Genomic DNA, 17,431 nt, shown 5'->3' on the forward strand with positions numbered 1-17,431 from the left:
GCCGTGCGCAATGTTCTGTCGCCACGGGGCCTCCCCATGACATGAATTTTAAGGTCGGCCATTGGCCGGCCTCGCATCCCGCGGTGTACCTGCGCGTGACCGCAACCGTGATGTTGCGAAGCGGTACCGCAACATATTTTCGTGTCCTTGTTTCGGGATTTGTCCAGCCAGCCAAAGTTGGGCTATGCTGACCCGTGCGTCGAGGAAGGACGTCGGGAGCAGGCGTGGGACACGACCGACAAACGGGGCTGCATCCATGATCACGTTGCCAAGATTGGCGGCCGAGTCCCTGGAGAAGTTGCTGGGCACGTTCATGCGTCGGCGCTACGACGAGAACTCCGCAAGGATCGTGGAGGGGGCAACGCGTACGGCACTGGAGTGCATCGGCAACAGTGACGCGCTCTACCACAATATCGAGCATACCATGCTGGTGACGCTGGCCGGCCAGGCGATCCTCCAGGGCCGCCATCTGCATGCACACCTCTCGGCAGAGGATTACACCCACATTCTCGTCGCCTGCCTCGCTCACGACATCGGCTATGTCCGTGGCCTGTTCGAGGATGATGATGAGGACGGCTTCGTGATCGACGCGGCAGGGACCAAGGTCTCTTTGCCGCGGGGGGCATCGGATGCCAGTCTCATGATGTATCACGTTGATCGGTCGAAGCTTTATGTAGAGCAGCGGCTCCCGCCGGTCGAAGGCCTCGACGCCGCACGCATTGCCCGCGCCATCGAGGGGACGCGTTTTCCGGCCCGCGAGGGCCAGGACTACGACGAGGACGCCTCGATCCTGCGCGCGGCCGACTTCATCGGCCAGCTCGGCGATCCCAACTATCTGCGCAAGGCCAACGCGCTCTACTACGAGTTCGAGGAAGTCGGCATGAATCGTCAGCTCGGCTACGACTCGCCCGCCGACATCGTGAACCGCTATCCGCAGTTCTACTGGAACAGCGTCGCACCGCATATCCAGACCGAGATCGGCTATCTCAACAAGACCGAGATCGGCCGGCAGTGGATCGCGAATCTCTACAGCAACGTCTTCCGCGCCGAGCGCGAGATCACGCTGTCCGGGCCGCAGAAGTAGCGGCCTTCGCGGTGCCGTAGCCCGGATGAGCGAAGCGATATCCGGGGCGGTAGCGCAAAATCCCGGATGTCGCTTCGCTCATCCGGGCTACGATGTCGCGTAACGCCGTGAGCAAATCATGCAACAAAAAACAATCACCACGGACGTCCTCGACATCGCCTATCTCGACTATGGCGCACCCGACGGCTGGCCCTGCATCATGGGCCACGGCTTTCCCTACGACGTGAACGCTTATGCCGAAGCTGCGCCGATCATCGCCAAGGCGGGTGCGCGGGTGCTGGTGCCATGGCTGCGCGGCTACGGGCCGACGCGTTTTCGCAGCGCGTCGACCTTGCGCTCCGGCGAGCAGGCGGCGCTCGGTGCGGATCTTCTCGCCTTCATGGATGCGCTCCGTATCGAACGCGCCATCGTCGGCGGTTATGACTGGGGCGGGCGGGCCGCCTGCGTCGTCTCGGCGCTATACCCGGAGCGCGTGGTCGGGCTCGTCTCCGGCAATTCCTACAACATCCAGAACATCGCGCGTTCGATGGAGCCGGCCTCGCCGCCGGAGGAAGCCGCGCTCTGGTATCAATATCTCTTCCACAACGAGCGCGGTCGCCGCGCGCTGGAGCGGAATCGTGGTGGGTTTGCCCGCCAACTCTGGACGATGTGGTCGCCGACGTGGAAATTCGACGACGCGACATTCGACAAGAGCGCGGCGTCGTTCGACAATCCTGACTTCGTCGATGTCGTGATCCACTCCTATCGGCACCGCTACGCGCTGGTCGAAGGCGATCCCGCCTACGCCGCGATCGAGGCAAAGCTCGCCGCGCAACCGGCCATCCGCGTGCCGACCATCGCGATCGACGGCGACAGCGACGGCGTCAATGCCGGCACCGCCCACCACGCACGCAAGTTCGAGGGCTTTTTCGAGCGGCGCGTGTTCGCAGGCGCCGGCCATAATCTGCCGCAGGAGCGTCCCGCCGAATGGGCGCAGGCGGTGCTGGATGTGCGGAAGGCGGCTGCCGGGTCCTGAATTTCGCGATCGCAGGAACTTTTCGCCGGTCCCGCCGTCCAAATCCTGAGCTGCGTTAAGCTGCTTGAGGAGATGACCATGACCGAGGACAACAAGCCGAGTGGACCCGACCTGACCAAAGGCGTGTCGTTGACCGAATTCAAGGACGGCAAATTGCTCGGCCATGTCAGGGCGGAAGATGTCCTCCTGGTGCAGGCCGGCGGCGAGATCTTCGCGATCGAGCCGGCCTGCAGCCATTATCACGGCCCGCTCGCCGAAGGGCTGGTGGTCGATGATACCATCCGCTGCCCCTGGCACCACGCCTGCTTCTCCTTGCGCACGGGCGAGGCCACCCGCCCGCCGGCGTTGAACGCGCTGGCGGTGTGGGAGGTGACGCGGGACCGGGACAGGATCATCGTTCAGAGTAAGCGCGAGGCGCCAAAACCGTCCGCCGCGCACCGCAGTGCGCCGACACCCGAAAAGTTCGTCATCATCGGCGGCGGCGCGGCCGGCTTTGCCGCGGCCGAGACGCTCCGGCGCGAGGGGTTTGCCGGCGCCATCACCATGCTCAGCAGTGACGGCGCGCTGCCGGTGGACCGGCCCAACCTGTCCAAGGATTATCTCGCCGGCAACGCGCCGGAGGACTGGCTGCCGCTGCGCGGCGACGATTTCTATCAGGACGCCGGCATCGACCTCAGGCTCAACACGAACGTGTCCGCGATCGATGCGAAGACGCGAAGCGTCACGCTCGGCAATGGCGACAAGCTGCCGTTCGACCGGCTGCTGCTCGCAACGGGCGCCGAGCCGGTCAGATTGCAGATTCCGGGCGCCGACCAGCCGCATGTCCACACCCTGCGATCCGTCGCCGACAGCCGCGCCATCATCAAGGCCGCGGGCAGCGCGAAACGCGCGCTGGTGATCGGCGCCAGCTTCATCGGGCTCGAAGTCGCGGCGTCCTTGCGGGCGCGCAAGATCGAGGTGCACGTGGTCGCGCCGGAGGAACGGCCGATGCAGAAGGTGCTCGGCCCTGACATGGGCGACTTCGTGCGCGCGCTGCATGAGGAGAACGGCGTCAATTTTCATCTCGAGGACACCGTGGAGAAGCTCGACGGCACCCGTGCCACGCTGAAGAGCGGCGCTGTCATCGAGGCCGATCTCGTCGTGGTCGGCATCGGCGTCAGGCCGCGCCTTGCGCTGGCCGAGCACGCAGGGCTTGCCGCCGATCGCGGCGTCAGCGTGAGCGAATATCTGGAGACCAGCGTCGCCGGCATCTTCGCGGCCGGCGACATCGCGCGCTGGCCCGATCCGCATTCCCGGCACACCATCCGTGTCGAGCACTGGGTGGTGGCGGAGCGGCAGGGGCAGACCGCGGCGCGCAACATGCTGGGCCGGCGCGAGCGCTTCGACGCCGTGCCGTTCTTCTGGAGCCAGCATTACGACGTGCCGATCAACTATGTCGGCCACGCCGAGAGCTTTGACGACATCGCGATCGACGGCAGCATTTCCGGAAAAGACTGCCTGCTGAAGTACCGCAAGGGCGGCCGCGTGCTCGCGGTTGCCTCAATTTATCGCGATCTCGACAACCTCAAGGCCGAGCTCGAGATGGAGCGTTCCCGCACCTGAAGCCGCTTCGGGCTTGATTTGCGTCAATGTTGCTGCCGGCCGCGGCTGCATGCTGGCTGTCGTCCCGGCGCGGCCCGTGCTATCCTGGCGTGTCCCCGAGGGCTTCGCATGCAGGAGTAGCCGCCATGACAAGCGCTTCCGATACGTCCCATCCCTCCAGCCTCGGCTCGGGCATCGCGTCACTCCATGCCAAATGGGGTTGGATCGTCGCCCTTGGCGTCGTCTACCTCATCACCGGTTTCATCGCGCTCGGCAGCATGATGATGGCGACGGTGGCGAGCGTCCTCGTGGTCGGCGTCATGATGATCATCGCCGGCGTGACCGAGGTGATCGGCGCATTCCAGATGAAGAGCTGGGGCAAGTTCCTGATCTGGGCCTTGCTCGGCGTGCTCTACATCGTTGCCGGCTTCCTGACCTTCGAGAATCCGCTGTTCGCGGCAGTCCTGCTGACGCTGTTCCTCGGCGCATCACTGCTCGCGTCCGGCGCCGTCAGATTGTTTCTCGCCTTCAGCATGAAGCGGGAGAGCCCCTGGGTCTGGGTCGCGCTGTCGGCCGTGATCACGCTGCTGCTCGGGCTGCTGATCCTGGCGCGCTGGCCGGTCAACAGCGTCTACATCCTCGGCCTGTTCCTCGGCATCGACCTGATCATGGCGGGGGCTGGCTGGATCAGCGTCGGCCTTGGGCTGAAGTCGCGCCGCTAGGGCATGATCCGGAAAAGTGCGCAGCGGTTTTCCGAAAAGATCATGCTCAAACAACGACCTGAAGCGCGGTGACGATTCATCCTGATCTCATCGCGCTTCAGGCTATCAGCAACTCGACGCAAGACCATCTTGCGGAACTCCGGTGAGCTGACGTGCTGACAAAAAGCAGCACGCCGTGCGCACGTCTCGCGCGGACGATAAGCACTGGGGAGAAACCATGAAAGCCGCTTTGGCCCTCGCCGCAGCGCTGGCTGCCGCCTGCCTGTCCGCGCCTGCATCCGCGCAGAAATCCTACGGTCCCGGCGTCACCGACACCGAGATCAAGATCGGCAACACCATGCCCTATAGCGGCCCGGCATCGCCGCTCGGCATCACCGGCAGGGTCATCTCGGCCTATTTCGACGAGGTCAACGAGAAGGGCGGGGTCAACGGGCGCAAGCTCAATCTGCTGTCGCTCGACGATGCGTTCTCGCCGCCGAAGACCATGGAAGCCGCGCGGCGCCTCGTCGAGGGCGATGGCGTCGCCTTCATCTTCGCGACCATGGGCACCGCGCCGAGCTCGGCGATCGCAAAATATCTCAACAGCAACAAGGTGCCGCAGATCTTCCTGATCAGCTCGGCCTCGAAGTGGAACGATCCCGCCAACATGCCGTGGTCGATCGCGCTGCCCTGGGCGCCGAACTACACCAGCGAGGCCGCGATCGACGTCGCCTATGCCCGCGCCAAGAACCCGAATGCGCGCTTTGCGGTGCTCTATCAGAACGACGATGCCGGCAAGGAATATCTGCGCGGCGTCAAGGAAGCGCTCGGTGCCGACGCCGACAAGGCGATCGCGATGGCTTCGAGCTTCGAGGTCGCCGATCCCACCGTCGATTCCCAGGTGCTGACGCTCGCCAACACCAAGGCCGACGTCTTCATGATTTACTCGGTGACGCCGCGCGCCTGCGCGCAGGCGATCCGCAAGGCGCACGAGGTCGGCTGGCAGCCGACGCGCTTCCTCGCCAGCGGCTGCGCCAACAAGGCGACCGTGATGGTGCCGGCCGGGCTCGATGCCGGCAAGGGCGTGCTGTCGCTCGGCTCGCTAAAACCGTTCGTCGAAGCGCCGAAGGACGATCCGGCGATGATGGCCTATATCGACTTCATGAAGAAGCGCCTGCCCAATGCCGACATCAATAACGTCGCCGGCCTCTACGGCTACACCGTCGCCGAGGCGCTGGTGGTCCTGCTCAAGCAGTGCAAGGACAATCTGACGCGCGAGAACATCATGGCGCAGGCGTCGAATTTGAAGAACGTGCCGCTGTCGCTGCTGATGCCCGGCATCACCCTCAACACCACCCCGCAGGATTTCCGCCCGATCAAGGATGGCTACATGCTCCAGTTCGACGGCAATGACTGGGTGGTCGCGAGCGAGCTGCTGCGGGGGACGTGAGGGGACGGGGCGGCTATCGTGGTCGATCGCGGCGCATCCTTCGAGACGCCCGCTGCGCGGGCTCCTCAGGGTGAGGGCGGAGTGCGCGGCGGCAGGCGTAGCGGGCGCGACTCCCACTGAGCCTCACCCTGAGGAGACCGCCACCGGGTCCGCGCTAAGCGCGGCCCGATGACAGGCTCCGCGGTCGTCTCGAAGGGCGAGGCGTGCGCTCCGCCGCTGCGGAAGACCAAGTGAACAGGAGACCACCATGGACTTTCAACACTCCGCCCGTTCGCTGGAGCTGCAGCAGCGCGTCGGCCAGTTCATGCGCACGCATGTCGAGCCGGTCGAGGAGCTCTATTACGAGCAGGTGAAGCCGGAAGCCGCGCGCTACAAGACGCCGCAAGTGCTGCAGGATCTGAAGCGGCTGGCGCGGGAGCAGGGGCTCTGGAACCTGTTTTTGTCGGGTGAGCACGGCCAAGACCCTAATAACTCTGGCCTGACCAATCTCGAATACGCGCCCGTGAAGGAGATCATGGGCCGCATCCTCTGGGCGCCCGAGGTCTTTAATTGCTCGGCCCCGGATGTCGGCAACATGGAGGTGCTCGCCAATTACGGCACCAAGGCGCAGCAGGAGCGCTGGCTGAAGCCGCTTCTGGAGGGGCGCATCCGCTCCGGCTTCTCGATGACCGAGCCGCAGGTCGCTTCCAGCGATGCCACCAACATCCAGTGCGCGATCACGCGCGACGGCGACGACTACGTCATCAACGGGCGAAAGTGGTTCACCTCGGGCGCGATGAACGAGGATTGCGAGATCCTGATCGTGATGGGCAAGACCGCGCCTGATCATCCCGACCGCCATCGCCAGCAATCCATGATCCTGGTGCCCAGGAATACGCCCGGCGTGCGCATCGTCCGCGACATGCTCACCTACGGCTATGACGACGCGCCGGTCGGCCATCCCGAGATCGTCTACGAGAATGTCCGCGTTCCCGCCGAGAACATGCTGCTTGGTGAAGGCCGCGGCTTCGAGATCGCGCAAGGCCGGCTCGGCCCCGGCCGCATCCACCATTGCATGCGATTGATCGGCTGCGCCCAGCGCGCGCTGGAATTGATGTGCCAGCGCTCGGTCGCGCGCACAGCGTTCGGTAAGCCGCTCGCCGAGCAGGGCTCGGTGCGCGAGGACATCGCCCATTCCTTCTGCGAGATCGCGCAGGCGCGGCTGCTGACGCTGCAGGCCGCCGACAAGATGGACAACGAAGGCAACAAGGCCGCGCGCGATCTGATCGCCGCCGCCAAGATCGTGGTGCCCAGCATGGCCGCGCGCGTCATCGACCGCGCCATCCAGATCCACGGTGCCGCCGGCGTCTCGCAGGACACGTTCCTTGCGCGTGCTTACGTCTACGCCCGCTTCATCCGCATCGGCGACGGCCCCGATCAGGTGCATCTCGCCGCCGTCGGCAAGGAGCTGATCAAGCGCGGTGGAGTGATCGGAGGCTAAAGCATGATCCGGACCCGAAGGGCCGCGTTGGCGCAAAGTGCGCAGCGGTTTTCCGAAAAGATCATGCTCAAACAACAACCTAAAGCGCGATGACGATTCATCCAAATCTCATCGCGCTTTAGTGCCTCCTGTTGCAAAACAACGATATGCAACTCTCGTGAAGTTCCGCGCATCGTGGGTTTCACGGGTGTTCCGCAATGGACCTCACCGCTGAGCGCGTAAGATTCCGGGGTTCGAAGACCCATGACCTCAGGGGTCATGTTGCTGACTCAATCTCTGTCTTAGACGGCGATAACGAAAACACGACGCGGGACCGCTCAGGTTCTCGCAATGGTTCCGCAGCCAAGGGGTTGGTGCGAATCCGCAAAAGTTTGGTTCAAGTTCCGAAACGCATCCCGCGTTCGCTTGACCATGTTCTGCGGCATCGGGAACCGGACGAAAATCAAAGGAGATGTAATGGTGTTCCGCTCGAGCGCCGCAATTTGCGGCGCCCTGGTTGCGCTTGGCGTTTCTGTGACCGTTGCCCGTGGTGAAACTAGTGGGGTTCAATCCAGCGCCGTCGTCGATGCCGCCTGTGGGGATGGGATCGTCGGCGCGGCGTCCACGTATAATCCGTTCAAGCCCGGCAAGGAGGAGGGCGGCCCGAGGACAGCCTCCGGCGAACGTTATGATCCCGAAGTGTGGACAGCCGCGATCAAGACGAGCCTGCGTCAGAAATTTGGCGGCGTCCAATTCGGGGTGAGACCGAAATTTGCGCTCGTCGAGGCCGCCGGCAAGAAGGTCATCGTCAAGATCAATGACGTGGGACCGCTCAGGCCCGGCCGCATCATCGATCTCAACGAGCGGACCATGCGCCATTTCGATCCGAGCATGGAGCGCGGCGTCATTCCCGACGTCGTGGTCAGGCCGCTAGCCGGCGATGACTGGACGCCCGGGCCGGTCGGCTGAACGTTCGTTGATCTGGATCAACGAGGCCGTGCCGCCGCATGGCGCGATGCGTGGCGCACTCCCGCTCGCATCGCACCGGAGCCCCTTCATGTGGGTCCTGATGTACGTGTTTTCCTATTCGGTCAGTCCCGCCGCAACCAGCGACAAGGCGGAATGGCGGCTGCTGCCGACTGTCGTCTTTCAGGAATTCTCGAACGAAGAGCGCTGCAGGGCGGCAAAGGCGGCGCTCGAGGGCAGCCTGGGCCAGGCAGGCGCCAGGCTGAAGAGCGGCCTGGAAGACCTGAAGAGCCTGGGCAAGGCCGATCCCAGCCAGATCATCATCGCCTACAACGTGGAATGTCTGCCGAAATAGGCGCAAGGGCGGAGCGGCCGGCCGATCGCGAGGTCATATTGTCCGAACGGTCCATTCTGGCACAAACTGCATAGTTTTCCCGGTTCAACCCATGTTAGTCTTGGGGCATGGGCGACGAGTTTTTCCTGCGTGTCATTGCCATCGCGGCCGGTGCTTTCACCGTCGCCGCCGTATCTGTCGTTCTGTTCAGCCATTGATCTATCTCAAACCGTGCATGTCCCTGGGGCGTCTCCTGTCGTGGGCAGGACACCCGGACGGAGTGCAACGATGCGGCCGTGGGCGATGCATTCACTGGCTTGGGGGTTGACCGCGATCGGCTTGATCGCTCTCGCGACCATGATGCTCTGAGCCCGTTTGCGACCGGGCCGTTGCAGGTCGAGGCGCGCCGGTCGATGATGAGGCATGACAGGGCAACCCATCCTCATTGTCTTCGGCGGCCTTCCCGCTACCGGCAAGACCACGCTCTCGCGCGAACTGACGCGACGGCTCGCAGCAAGCGTCGGCCCGCATCGCCGAGATCGAAGTGATCTGCAGCGATCCGGCGTTGCACCGGCAGCGGGCGGAGAAGCGCACGTCCGACATTGCCGGCCTCCGACTGCCGACCTGGCAGGACATCGTCATCAGGCACTACGAACCCTGGGGTCGAGACCATCTGGTGCTCGATACCGCCAATGATTCGATCGACGATCTGCTCCAACGGGTGGAACTCCATCTTCGCGACGCGATTGAGTGATGGAGTTCCGCCCGGCGCGACACTTTGTCTGCGTCGAACTCCGTCATCATCTTTTCAAGATTCAGAGCTAGTCTCTGACTCGACGATTGGTTCGCCGGATGTACGCGAGCTGGATCGCAAGCCTCGGCCCGCGTGCCGGGGCTTTTCGTTGTCGGGCATGCATCAGCGCCTCTAAAGCATGATCCGGAAAAGTGCGCAGCGGTTTTCCGAAAAGATCATGCTCAAACAATAACCTAAAGCGCGATGACGATTCCTCCCAATCTCATCGCGCTTTAGCCGCGTTTCCTTCGCGGTTCGTGATGGCGGAGCGCATCCACGATCACCTTGAAGGCGGCCGAGTTCTGCCGCGAGGTCGGATAATAGATGTAGTAGCCGTCGAATGGCGGCGACCAGTCGTCGAGCACGATGACGAGCTCGCCGGACCGGACCTGCCGCGTCACCATGTCTTCGGGCACATAGGCGATGCCGAAGCCTTTGACGGCGGCTTCGATCATCGCGCGGGAATCGTTGAAAGTCAGCTGGCCCTCGACCCTCACGCGCAGGTCGGGACCGTTCTTGGCGAACTCCCACACGTAATGTCCGCCGGCCGCCGCGCGCCGCTTGATGCAGACATGCTTCAAGAGGTCCTGCGGATGCTTCGGCTTCGGATGCTCTTTCAGATAGGCCGGCGAGGCGACCGCGACGAGCCGCCAATCGGGTCCGATGCGCACCGCGATCATGTCCTTCTCGACGCTCTCGCCGAGGCGGATGCCTGCGTCGAAGCCGTCTTCGACGATGTTGCGGAACGCGGTGTCGAGGCTGAACTCGACCTTGATGTCGGGATAGTTTTGCAGGACCGGTGCTAGCTTCGGCCACACGGCCTTGTCGAGCGCATGCTCCGAGAGCGTGATCCGGATCGTGCCCGACGGCTTGTCGCGCAGCGACATCAGCGCGGCGATGTCGCGCTCGATCTCCTCGATACGTGGCGCAACCGATTGCCGCAGCCGCTCGCCGGCCTCGGTCAGGCCGACGCTGCGGGTCGTGCGCGTGAGCAGCCGCAGGCCCATCTGCGCTTCGAGGCGCTTGATGGTGTGGCTGAGCGTCGACTGCACGACGCCCAGTTTCGCGGCGGCCTTCGTGAAGCTGCGCTCGCGGGCGACGGCCACGAAAGCCAGGAGATCGTTGAAATCCTGAGCTGCCATGGCCCCGACTATTCATGGCCCGGATCGATCAATGCAAGCAAATTATATCGGCTAATCGAATGCCGCGCGGAGGACTAGATGGTGCCGTGAACAGCACCGGCTCTCGGCCGCAAGCATGACGACGCCGGTCGCCAAAGGAGCATGACCATGAAGGCAACCATACTCTACGGACCCGGCGATGTCCGTTACGAGCAGGTCGACGATCCCAAAATCATCCACCCGACTGACGCCATCATCAAGCTGTCGGCCACCTGCATCTGCGGCTCCGACCTCTGGCCCTATCGCGGGCTGCAGCCGAAGGACGGCCCCGCGCATATGGGGCACGAATATTGCGGCGTCGTCATCGAGGTCGGCAGTGCGGTGCGGACCATCAGGCCGGGCCAGTTCGTGGTCGGCTCGTTCTGCCTGTCGGACAACACCTGCCCGCATTGCAAGTTCGGCTTCCAGTCCTCGTGCGAGCAGCGCGAGTTCATGTCGGGCGCGCAGGCGCCCTACGCGCGCGTCGCGCTCGCCGACGGCACGCTGGTCGCAACAAAGGAAATGCCGGGACCCGATCTCATCCCGCATCTGCTCGCGACCTCCGACGTGCTCGGGACCGGCTGGTACGCGGCCGATGCAGCGAACGTGAAGCAGGGCTCCGTGGTCGCGGTGGTCGGCGACGGCGCGGTCGGCCTCATGGGCGTGCTCGCGGCCAAGGAGATGGGCGCCGAGCGCATCATCGCCATGAGCCGCCACAAGACGCGGCAGGATCTCGCCCGTGAGTTCGGCGCCACCGACATCGTGGCCGAGCGCGGCGCGGAAGGCATCGCGCGCGTCAAGGAATTGACCCGCGGCGTCGGCGCCGACTCTGTGCTCGAATGCGTTGGCACCCAGGAAGCGATGTCGCAGGCGCTCGAATGCACGCGGCCCGGCGGCACGATCGGCTATGTCGGCGTTCCCCACGGCGTGACCTTCGAAGGCCAGGCGCTGTTCTTCGCCCAGCGGCGCATGATGGGCGGCCCGGCGCCAGTGCGGCGGTTCCTGCCCGACCTGATGGACCGGGTCCTCACTGGACGGATCCGGCCGGGCAAGGTGTTCGATCTCACGCTGTCGATCGACCAGGTCGCCGAGGGCTACAAGGCGATGGATGAGCGCCGCGCGATCAAGACGCTGCTGACGGTGTGAGCGCGGGGCAGGGTGCTGTCTATCGGGAGCGGCTTTGCAGGCTCCCGATCAGCAGCCCGACGCGTTCGTCGATCTTGCCCAGCGCCGTCGGCGGATCGAGGTATTCGATATCGTCCACGTCCCAATATTCGACGCGATGGGCGACGCCGGCGAAGCGGCGCTCGATCATGGGGCGATGCTCGGCGTCCTTGAGCGCGACGACGAGCTCGGCTTCCGCAAAATCCTCGACCGTGCACAGCGCGGGATGCCGCGTAACGCCGCCCGCCGCAATACCTTTCCTCTGCAAGGCGTCCAGCGCATGGGGTGAGATCGGCCCCACGTTTTGCGGGAAGAGCGCCTCGGCCACGGCGCGCGAGAAGGAGAACCAGTCCAGCCCCTCGAGCCGGGCCCGGTGGTTGAAGATCTCCTCGGCATAGCGGCTGCGATAATAATTGCCGGTGCAGAGAAACAATACGCGCTGGGTCTTGCTCATCAGTCAGTACTTCCGTGATCGATTTCAGGTGGGATCGCCCTGCGCGGTCATCGCGTCGGCCAATTTGTGCATCAGACGTACCAGCTCATCGATATCGCGATCCTCCCAGCTTGCAAACATCGATCCGACGATCCGCTCGCGGGCCCGGTCGACCGCATCCGTCATGGCCTTGCCGGTCGCCGTGATGGTGGCTTCGCTGACGCGGCGGTCCGCTTCGCTGGCGTGGCGCTTGACCAGGCCCAGCATTTCCAGCTTCGCGACCTGCCGGCTGACCGTCGTGTAGTCCCGTCCCATGCGATCGGCGAGGTCGACGACACCGATCGGACCGCGCCGCTCGATGCCGACCAGCAGCGGAAACAGCGCGCGATCGAGCGATATCCCGGCTTCGCGGATCATCATCTCGTCACCCTGCCGGCGGTTCATGACGCTGATGATGTCGATCAACGCCTCGTGAAGCGAACGCACCTGTTTTTTAATATGTGTATTTTGCACCCTTCTTGACATCCCGATAGCCCTCTGCCTAATGTGTGCATATTACACATATTGAGGGTCCTATGACAAAGCAATTCACGGCGGATGTCCTGATCTGCGGCGCGGGTGCGGCCGGCCTCACGCTCGCCATCGATCTGGCGCGGCGGGGCGTCTCGTTCCACCTGATCGAGAAGATGGACCGTCCGTTCCACGGCTCTCGCGGCAAGGGAATCCAGCCGCGCACCCAGGAGATTTTCGAGGATCTCGGCATCATCGACCGCATCGTCGCGGCCGGCGGGCCCTACCCGCCGCAGCGCGTCTACCGCGCGGACGGCAGCTTCACCGAATCCGAGGTCGCCGAGCACATCGCCCCGACGCCGGCCGAGCCCTACCACATGGCGCTGATGATCCCGCAATTCCTGACCGAAGGCGTGATGCGCGAGCGTTTGCTCGAGCTCGGCCACCGGGTGGAGTTCGGCTGCGAGCTGGTCGGCCTCGAGCAGGACCCCGACGGCGTGACGGCGCGTCTCTCCGGCAAGGCCGGCGAGGAGACGATGCGGGTGCGTTACCTCGTCGGTGCCGATGGTGGCCGCAGCTTCGTGCGCCACGCGCTCGATATCGGCTTTCCAGGCAAGACGCTCGGCGTGCGCGCCGTGGTCGTCGACGTCGTCCTCACGGGGCTCGACCGCACAGCGTGGCACCGCTTCAACGATGGCGCGATGGACCGCCAGATCTCGCTGTGTCCACTCGCCGGCACGAAGCTTTTCCAGTTGCAGGCGCCGGTCCCGCTTGAAGGCGAGGTCGACCTGTCGGCCGCAGGGCTGTCGAGGATGATCGCTGAGCGCACCGGCCGTGACGACATCCGCATCCAGTCCGTGTTGTGGGCATCGGCCTATCAGATGAACGCGCGCCTCGCCGATCGTTACAGGGATGGCCGCGCGTTTCTGGTCGGCGATGCCGCCCACATTCATCCGCCGACCGGCGGACAAGGTCTCAACACCAGCGTGCAGGACGCCTACAATCTCGGCTGGAAGCTCGCAGCCGTGATGGGCGGCGCTTCGTCAACTCTGCTCGACAGCTATGAGAGCGAGCGCCGCCCCGTCGCGGCGAGCATGCTCGGCCTTGCCACCGGATTGCTGGAGGCCGCCAAGCGGGGCGACATGCGGCGCGGGCGCGAGGTGCAGCAACTCGACATCGGCTATCCCGGCTCGCCGCTGGCGTTGGAAGAACCCGAGCGATCGCAAGGCCTGCTCGCAGGCGATCGTGCACCGGATGCGCCGCTGCGCGGCGCGGCCGGACAGACGCGGCGCCTGTTCGAGTTGTTCAAGGGGCGGCACTGGACGCTGCTCGGCTATCAGGTGAAGCGCGATGCCATGCCGGCGCGGAGCGGATTGCACATCCACTGCATCGGTTCGGATGGCGAGCTCATCGACGACAGCGGATATTTTCGCGCCGCTTATGCGATGTCGCCTGGCGATTGGGCGCTGGTACGCCCGGACGGCTACATCGGTGCTTTCGTGGGCGCACGGCAAGCAGATAGGCTCACGCGCTTCCTGAGCGAGCAGGGACTTGTCTGATCGAGACGGCGCATGAGAGCGGCAGCGCCCGGCCTCGGGATCGGATCGGCAGGCCGCAAGTCAGTTGTGGCCTGCCAGCAACTGTCTCGATCGTCTCAGCCGATGTCGGCTTCTGCCCGTTTGCCGACGTATCGAGAACCGGAATACAATGGAGCATGGCAAGCTCGCAGCCGCTTAGCATCGTCGTTCGCATACCAGATGTGGCTCTTTCGCGTTCTGAACTGAACGCCGCGTTGGGTCTGGAAGTCGACCGGTACGAGAACTCGCCCGGACGCGCCTATGCTCAGATCGACATCGGAGATCAATGGGACGCTGCTCTCGCCTGCGTCCAATCAGTTCGCGCCGTCATTTTGCGGCTGGTTGCCGAAGGATCGATCGGCGCGCCGAGCCTGGATGTCGCTATGGTTTTCCCCCATTCGTACGTGGCCAAAACGTTTACGATCCCGGCCGATGTGGCCGCGATTGCCGGCGGGGCCGGGATGGACGTTCAGTTGTCCGTTTACAAGACCGAGTAACCGCGCAGCGTGTTGGCCGCTGTTGATGTTCAAGAGAGCTTGCCGCGATGCAGTCGCCAATGATGCCACGATCTCGATTCCGCCTTCGATTCGGACGTGGCAACCGGCTGGAAGCTCCAAGGCCTGCTCATTTCCCCTGCGACAATCTTGTAGGTTTCAACCAAAGCGAGTAGCATCGTCTCAAGCGTAGGGAGACGTCGTCATGAGGTTCTCGTCACGTTTATCTGCCTCTTCCTTTGGCATTGCCTTGATGATGTGCGGAGCCGGCAGTCCGGCATCGTCGCAAACCGCAACGTCCGTTCCCAGCGTCACTGTCGAAGCTCCAACAGTCAGGCCGAAGTCGAAGCCGCACGTGCTTGCGCGAACTGCTGTACACGACGTGTCGCCGACGACGACCGTTGGAACAGTGTTGTCAGCGTCGATTCCGGAATCGGCAAAGCTCGCCAAGCTCGCGGCCCTCACCGGCAGCTGCGTCGGCGGTTGCGCCACAAGCTTTAGAACCCCAAACACCGTCTACCACGGCTGCTCGCTTTCTTCCGGGCCGATGTCGTCGGTGCCGTGCAGAAACATCTATGGGTTCAAGACCTACGAAGAGTGCCGGGCGACATCGATGCTGATCGGGTGGAGACCCAACGACATCCCGTGGTACTGCAGCAGCCTGGCTCTGAAGTAGACGTGAAGCGCTGCCGCTCAGTCGAGCCGGCGCCTTCGTGGACGGGCCTGGATGTTCACCGCGCCCACGATGACATCATGCCAGTGTTTTGCCCGACGAGTCAAAGGGATTTCGTAAAATCAGTAGTCCCGAAACCCCGTCGGCTAAGTCACTGATATCGCAAGCCCCGGCTACTGTGCATGGGGTTGTTTTTCGACTTTTTGTTTTGGCAGGCCCTCCGCCGGCCTCGCGTGCGGCGGATCCGCTGTCATCCCGCCTTGGCGACGCGGCTCTCGGCCGCGCCCGAACGCAGGTTCTGGAAGAACTTTTCCACCTCCCGTGACAGCGTGTCCGCCGTCGTCGTGAGGCTGCTCGCCGCCGTCAGCACCGACGAGGCCGCCGTGTCGGTCTCGTCGATGGCGTCGCGCAGCGAGGTGATGTTGGCGACCAGCGTCTCGTTGCCTTGCGCTGCGCTTTGCGCGTTGGAGGAGATCTCGCGCGTCGCCTGGTCCTGCTGGCCGACGGCGCCGGCAATCGCGGAAGTGACCTCGTTGATCTCGCGCACCGCGCCGCCGATCTCGCGTACGGCGTCGACCGCATTGCGGGTGGAGGCCTGGATCATCGAGACGTTCTCGCTGATGTCGGCGGTCGCTTTCGCGGTCTGGCCCGCCAGCGCCTTGACCTCGTGCGCGACCACGGCAAAGCCGCGGCCGGCATCGCCGGCGCGGGCGGCCTCGATGGTGGCGTTGAGGGCGAGCAGGTTGGTCTGCTCGGCGATGGCCTGGATCAGGCTGAGCACGCCGTCGATGCGCTGGGTGGCGGCGGCGAGGCTCTCGATCTCCGAGATCGATTTCTCGGTGCGCTGGCCGGTCTGCTCGACCGCGCTGGCGCTCTGGCGCACCTGCCGGCCGATCTCCTCGACGGAGGCCGACAGCTCCTCGGCTGCGCCGGCCACCGCCGTAACGTTGTGCGAGGCCTGCGCGGTCGCGTCCGCCGCCGTGCCGGCGCGGCTGTTCGCATCCGCCGTGACGCGGGTGATGGTCTGCGCGGTCTCGCGCATGACGGATGCGTTGTCGCTGAGGCCGCGCATGATCGCGCCGATCGCCTCGCGAAACTCTTCGACGGACTGCTCGATGTGGCGGGTGCGCTGCTCGCGTGCGGCGGAGTCCTGCGAGACCTGCGAGGCGAGGTTGCGGTTGCGCCCCATCGCGTCCTGGAAGACCTGGATCGCGCGGGCCAGCGCCCCGATCTCGTCGGCACGGCCGGAATGCGGCACCTCGACATTCTCGGCGCCGTCGGCGACCTGCTTGATGGTCGCGGTGATCGAGGCCAGCGGCCGCGCGATCGAGCGGGCGATGATGATGATGCCGATCACGACGAGCGCCAGCGCCACGCCGCCGAGGCAGGTCAGCACGAAGGAGAGGGTGCGGTTGGTCTCGGTTTCGCGCGCGATTTGCCTGGCGCGCTCGGCATAGACCTTGGACAGCGCCTCGAGGTCCTTGTTCAGCGCCGAGCGCACGGCGCGGTTGGCGTCGTTGTCGCCCCATTCGCGGCCCGCGGCGGCGTTGATCTCCACGCCGCGGCGCACCAGCTCCTTGCGGAAGTCGACGAACTGCTCGATGCGCTTCTTGAAGGTGGCGAACTGCGCGGCGTCGTCGTCCCTGACGATGGTCTCCCAGCGCTTCACGACGTCGAGGATCTGCTCGTTGAACTTGAGCAGGCCCTCGCCGTATTTCTTCACGACCGCGGGCTCGGTCGACATGTAGACGCCGCGCGATTCCATCACGACGGCGTAGACCAGCGAATTGACGCGCTCGACGTTCAGCGCAGCGGCATTGGCGGTCTCGATCGCGCTGGTCAGGTCGGCGCTGCGGCGGCTGTTGTAGTCGGACAGCAGCGCGATCGCCGCGGTGAGCAGGGCGAACAGCGCGAAGATCGCATAGAGCTTGGTGGCAAGCGTGAAACGGCCTGCCAGCCCAGTGGCATTCCCAGATCGGTCTGATGTCATGGTGCGGGGACCCGAACGGCCGGGAGCGGCCGGAAAGCGCGGTCGTC

General features: G+C 64.5%; 17 protein-coding genes. 12 read left to right on the forward strand and 5 right to left on the reverse strand.

The genetic code is table 11. The annotated features are described in order from the left end of the window. Positions 1-256: 256 nt before the first annotated feature. From VGR99_RS16085 to VGR99_RS16125, 9 genes are all read left to right on the forward strand, one after another. The gene (locus VGR99_RS16085; protein ID WP_326899562.1) at positions 257-1,084 is read left to right on the forward strand and encodes a metal-dependent phosphohydrolase; all 828 of its coding nucleotides are present in this window, start codon (positions 257-259) and stop codon (positions 1,082-1,084) included. Positions 1,085-1,202: 118 nt separating this feature from the next. After that, on the forward strand, positions 1,203-2,099 hold the full coding sequence (locus VGR99_RS16090; protein ID WP_326899563.1) for an alpha/beta hydrolase: 897 nt from the start codon (positions 1,203-1,205) through the stop codon (positions 2,097-2,099). A 78-nt stretch (positions 2,100-2,177) separates the two neighbouring features. Further along, on the forward strand, positions 2,178-3,701 hold the full coding sequence (locus VGR99_RS16095) for an FAD-dependent oxidoreductase (RefSeq protein ID WP_326899564.1): 1,524 nt from the start codon (positions 2,178-2,180) through the stop codon (positions 3,699-3,701). Between the two features lie 125 nt (positions 3,702-3,826). Next, positions 3,827-4,402 carry an HdeD family acid-resistance protein gene (locus tag VGR99_RS16100; RefSeq protein ID WP_326899566.1) on the forward strand — a complete coding sequence of 192 codons (576 nt, stop codon included), beginning with the start codon at positions 3,827-3,829 and terminating at the stop codon, positions 4,400-4,402. A 217-nt stretch (positions 4,403-4,619) separates the two neighbouring features. After that, the gene (locus tag VGR99_RS16105; protein ID WP_326899568.1) at positions 4,620-5,831 is read left to right on the forward strand and encodes an ABC transporter substrate-binding protein; all 1,212 of its coding nucleotides are present in this window, start codon (positions 4,620-4,622) and stop codon (positions 5,829-5,831) included. A gap of 247 nt (positions 5,832-6,078) precedes the next feature. Continuing rightward, entirely contained in the window at positions 6,079-7,311 is a 1,233-nt protein-coding gene (locus tag VGR99_RS16110) for an acyl-CoA dehydrogenase family protein (RefSeq protein ID WP_326899569.1), read from the forward strand. A gap of 456 nt (positions 7,312-7,767) precedes the next feature. Then, positions 7,768-8,259, forward strand: coding sequence for a septal ring lytic transglycosylase RlpA family protein (locus VGR99_RS16115; protein WP_326899570.1), 492 nt, complete (start codon positions 7,768-7,770; stop codon positions 8,257-8,259). 7 nt (positions 8,260-8,266) lie between these two features. Next, positions 8,267-8,611, forward strand: a complete 345-nt coding sequence (locus VGR99_RS16120; RefSeq protein WP_326899572.1) for a hypothetical protein — start codon at positions 8,267-8,269, stop codon at positions 8,609-8,611. A gap of 523 nt (positions 8,612-9,134) precedes the next feature. Beyond that, positions 9,135-9,344: a hypothetical protein gene (locus VGR99_RS16125; RefSeq protein ID WP_414645124.1), complete on the forward strand. Its 210-nt coding sequence runs from the start codon at positions 9,135-9,137 to the stop codon at positions 9,342-9,344. Between the two features lie 272 nt (positions 9,345-9,616). Here VGR99_RS16125 and VGR99_RS16130 read toward each other — a convergent pair whose 3' ends face one another. Next, entirely contained in the window at positions 9,617-10,525 is a 909-nt protein-coding gene (locus tag VGR99_RS16130) for a LysR family transcriptional regulator (protein ID WP_326899574.1), read from the reverse strand. Between the two features lie 147 nt (positions 10,526-10,672). Here VGR99_RS16130 and VGR99_RS16135 point away from each other — a divergent pair, with 147 nt between their 5' ends. Then, the gene (locus tag VGR99_RS16135; protein WP_326899575.1) at positions 10,673-11,689 is read left to right on the forward strand and encodes a zinc-dependent alcohol dehydrogenase family protein; all 1,017 of its coding nucleotides are present in this window, start codon (positions 10,673-10,675) and stop codon (positions 11,687-11,689) included. Positions 11,690-11,708: 19 nt separating this feature from the next. Here the strand turns inward: VGR99_RS16135 and VGR99_RS16140 are convergent, their stop codons facing one another. Then, positions 11,709-12,161, reverse strand: coding sequence for a low molecular weight phosphatase family protein (locus tag VGR99_RS16140; RefSeq protein ID WP_326899576.1), 453 nt, complete (start codon positions 12,159-12,161; stop codon positions 11,709-11,711). Positions 12,162-12,185: 24 nt separating this feature from the next. Beyond that, complete coding sequence (locus VGR99_RS16145; RefSeq protein WP_326899578.1) at positions 12,186-12,665, reverse strand: MarR family winged helix-turn-helix transcriptional regulator; 480 nt, start codon at positions 12,663-12,665, stop codon at positions 12,186-12,188. 50 nt (positions 12,666-12,715) lie between these two features. Between VGR99_RS16145 and VGR99_RS16150 the strand changes: the two genes are divergently transcribed. After that, a complete protein-coding gene (locus tag VGR99_RS16150; RefSeq protein WP_326899579.1) occupies positions 12,716-14,209 on the forward strand; it encodes an FAD-dependent oxidoreductase in 1,494 nt (497 codons plus the stop codon). A gap of 155 nt (positions 14,210-14,364) precedes the next feature. Beyond that, a complete protein-coding gene (locus tag VGR99_RS16155; protein ID WP_326899581.1) occupies positions 14,365-14,724 on the forward strand; it encodes a hypothetical protein in 360 nt (119 codons plus the stop codon). Positions 14,725-14,904: 180 nt separating this feature from the next. Here VGR99_RS16155 and VGR99_RS16160 read toward each other — a convergent pair whose 3' ends face one another. Both VGR99_RS16160 and VGR99_RS16165 read right to left on the reverse strand, forming a co-directional pair. Further along, positions 14,905-15,171: a hypothetical protein gene (locus tag VGR99_RS16160; protein ID WP_326899582.1), complete on the reverse strand. Its 267-nt coding sequence runs from the start codon at positions 15,169-15,171 to the stop codon at positions 14,905-14,907. A 473-nt stretch (positions 15,172-15,644) separates the two neighbouring features. Further along, positions 15,645-17,384, reverse strand: a complete 1,740-nt coding sequence (locus tag VGR99_RS16165; RefSeq protein ID WP_326899583.1) for a HAMP domain-containing methyl-accepting chemotaxis protein — start codon at positions 17,382-17,384, stop codon at positions 15,645-15,647. Positions 17,385-17,431: the final 47 nt, after the last annotated feature.

The sequence above is a fragment of the Bradyrhizobium sp. genome (genome assembly GCF_035935975.1).
GTDB lineage: Bacteria > Pseudomonadota > Alphaproteobacteria > Rhizobiales > Xanthobacteraceae > Bradyrhizobium.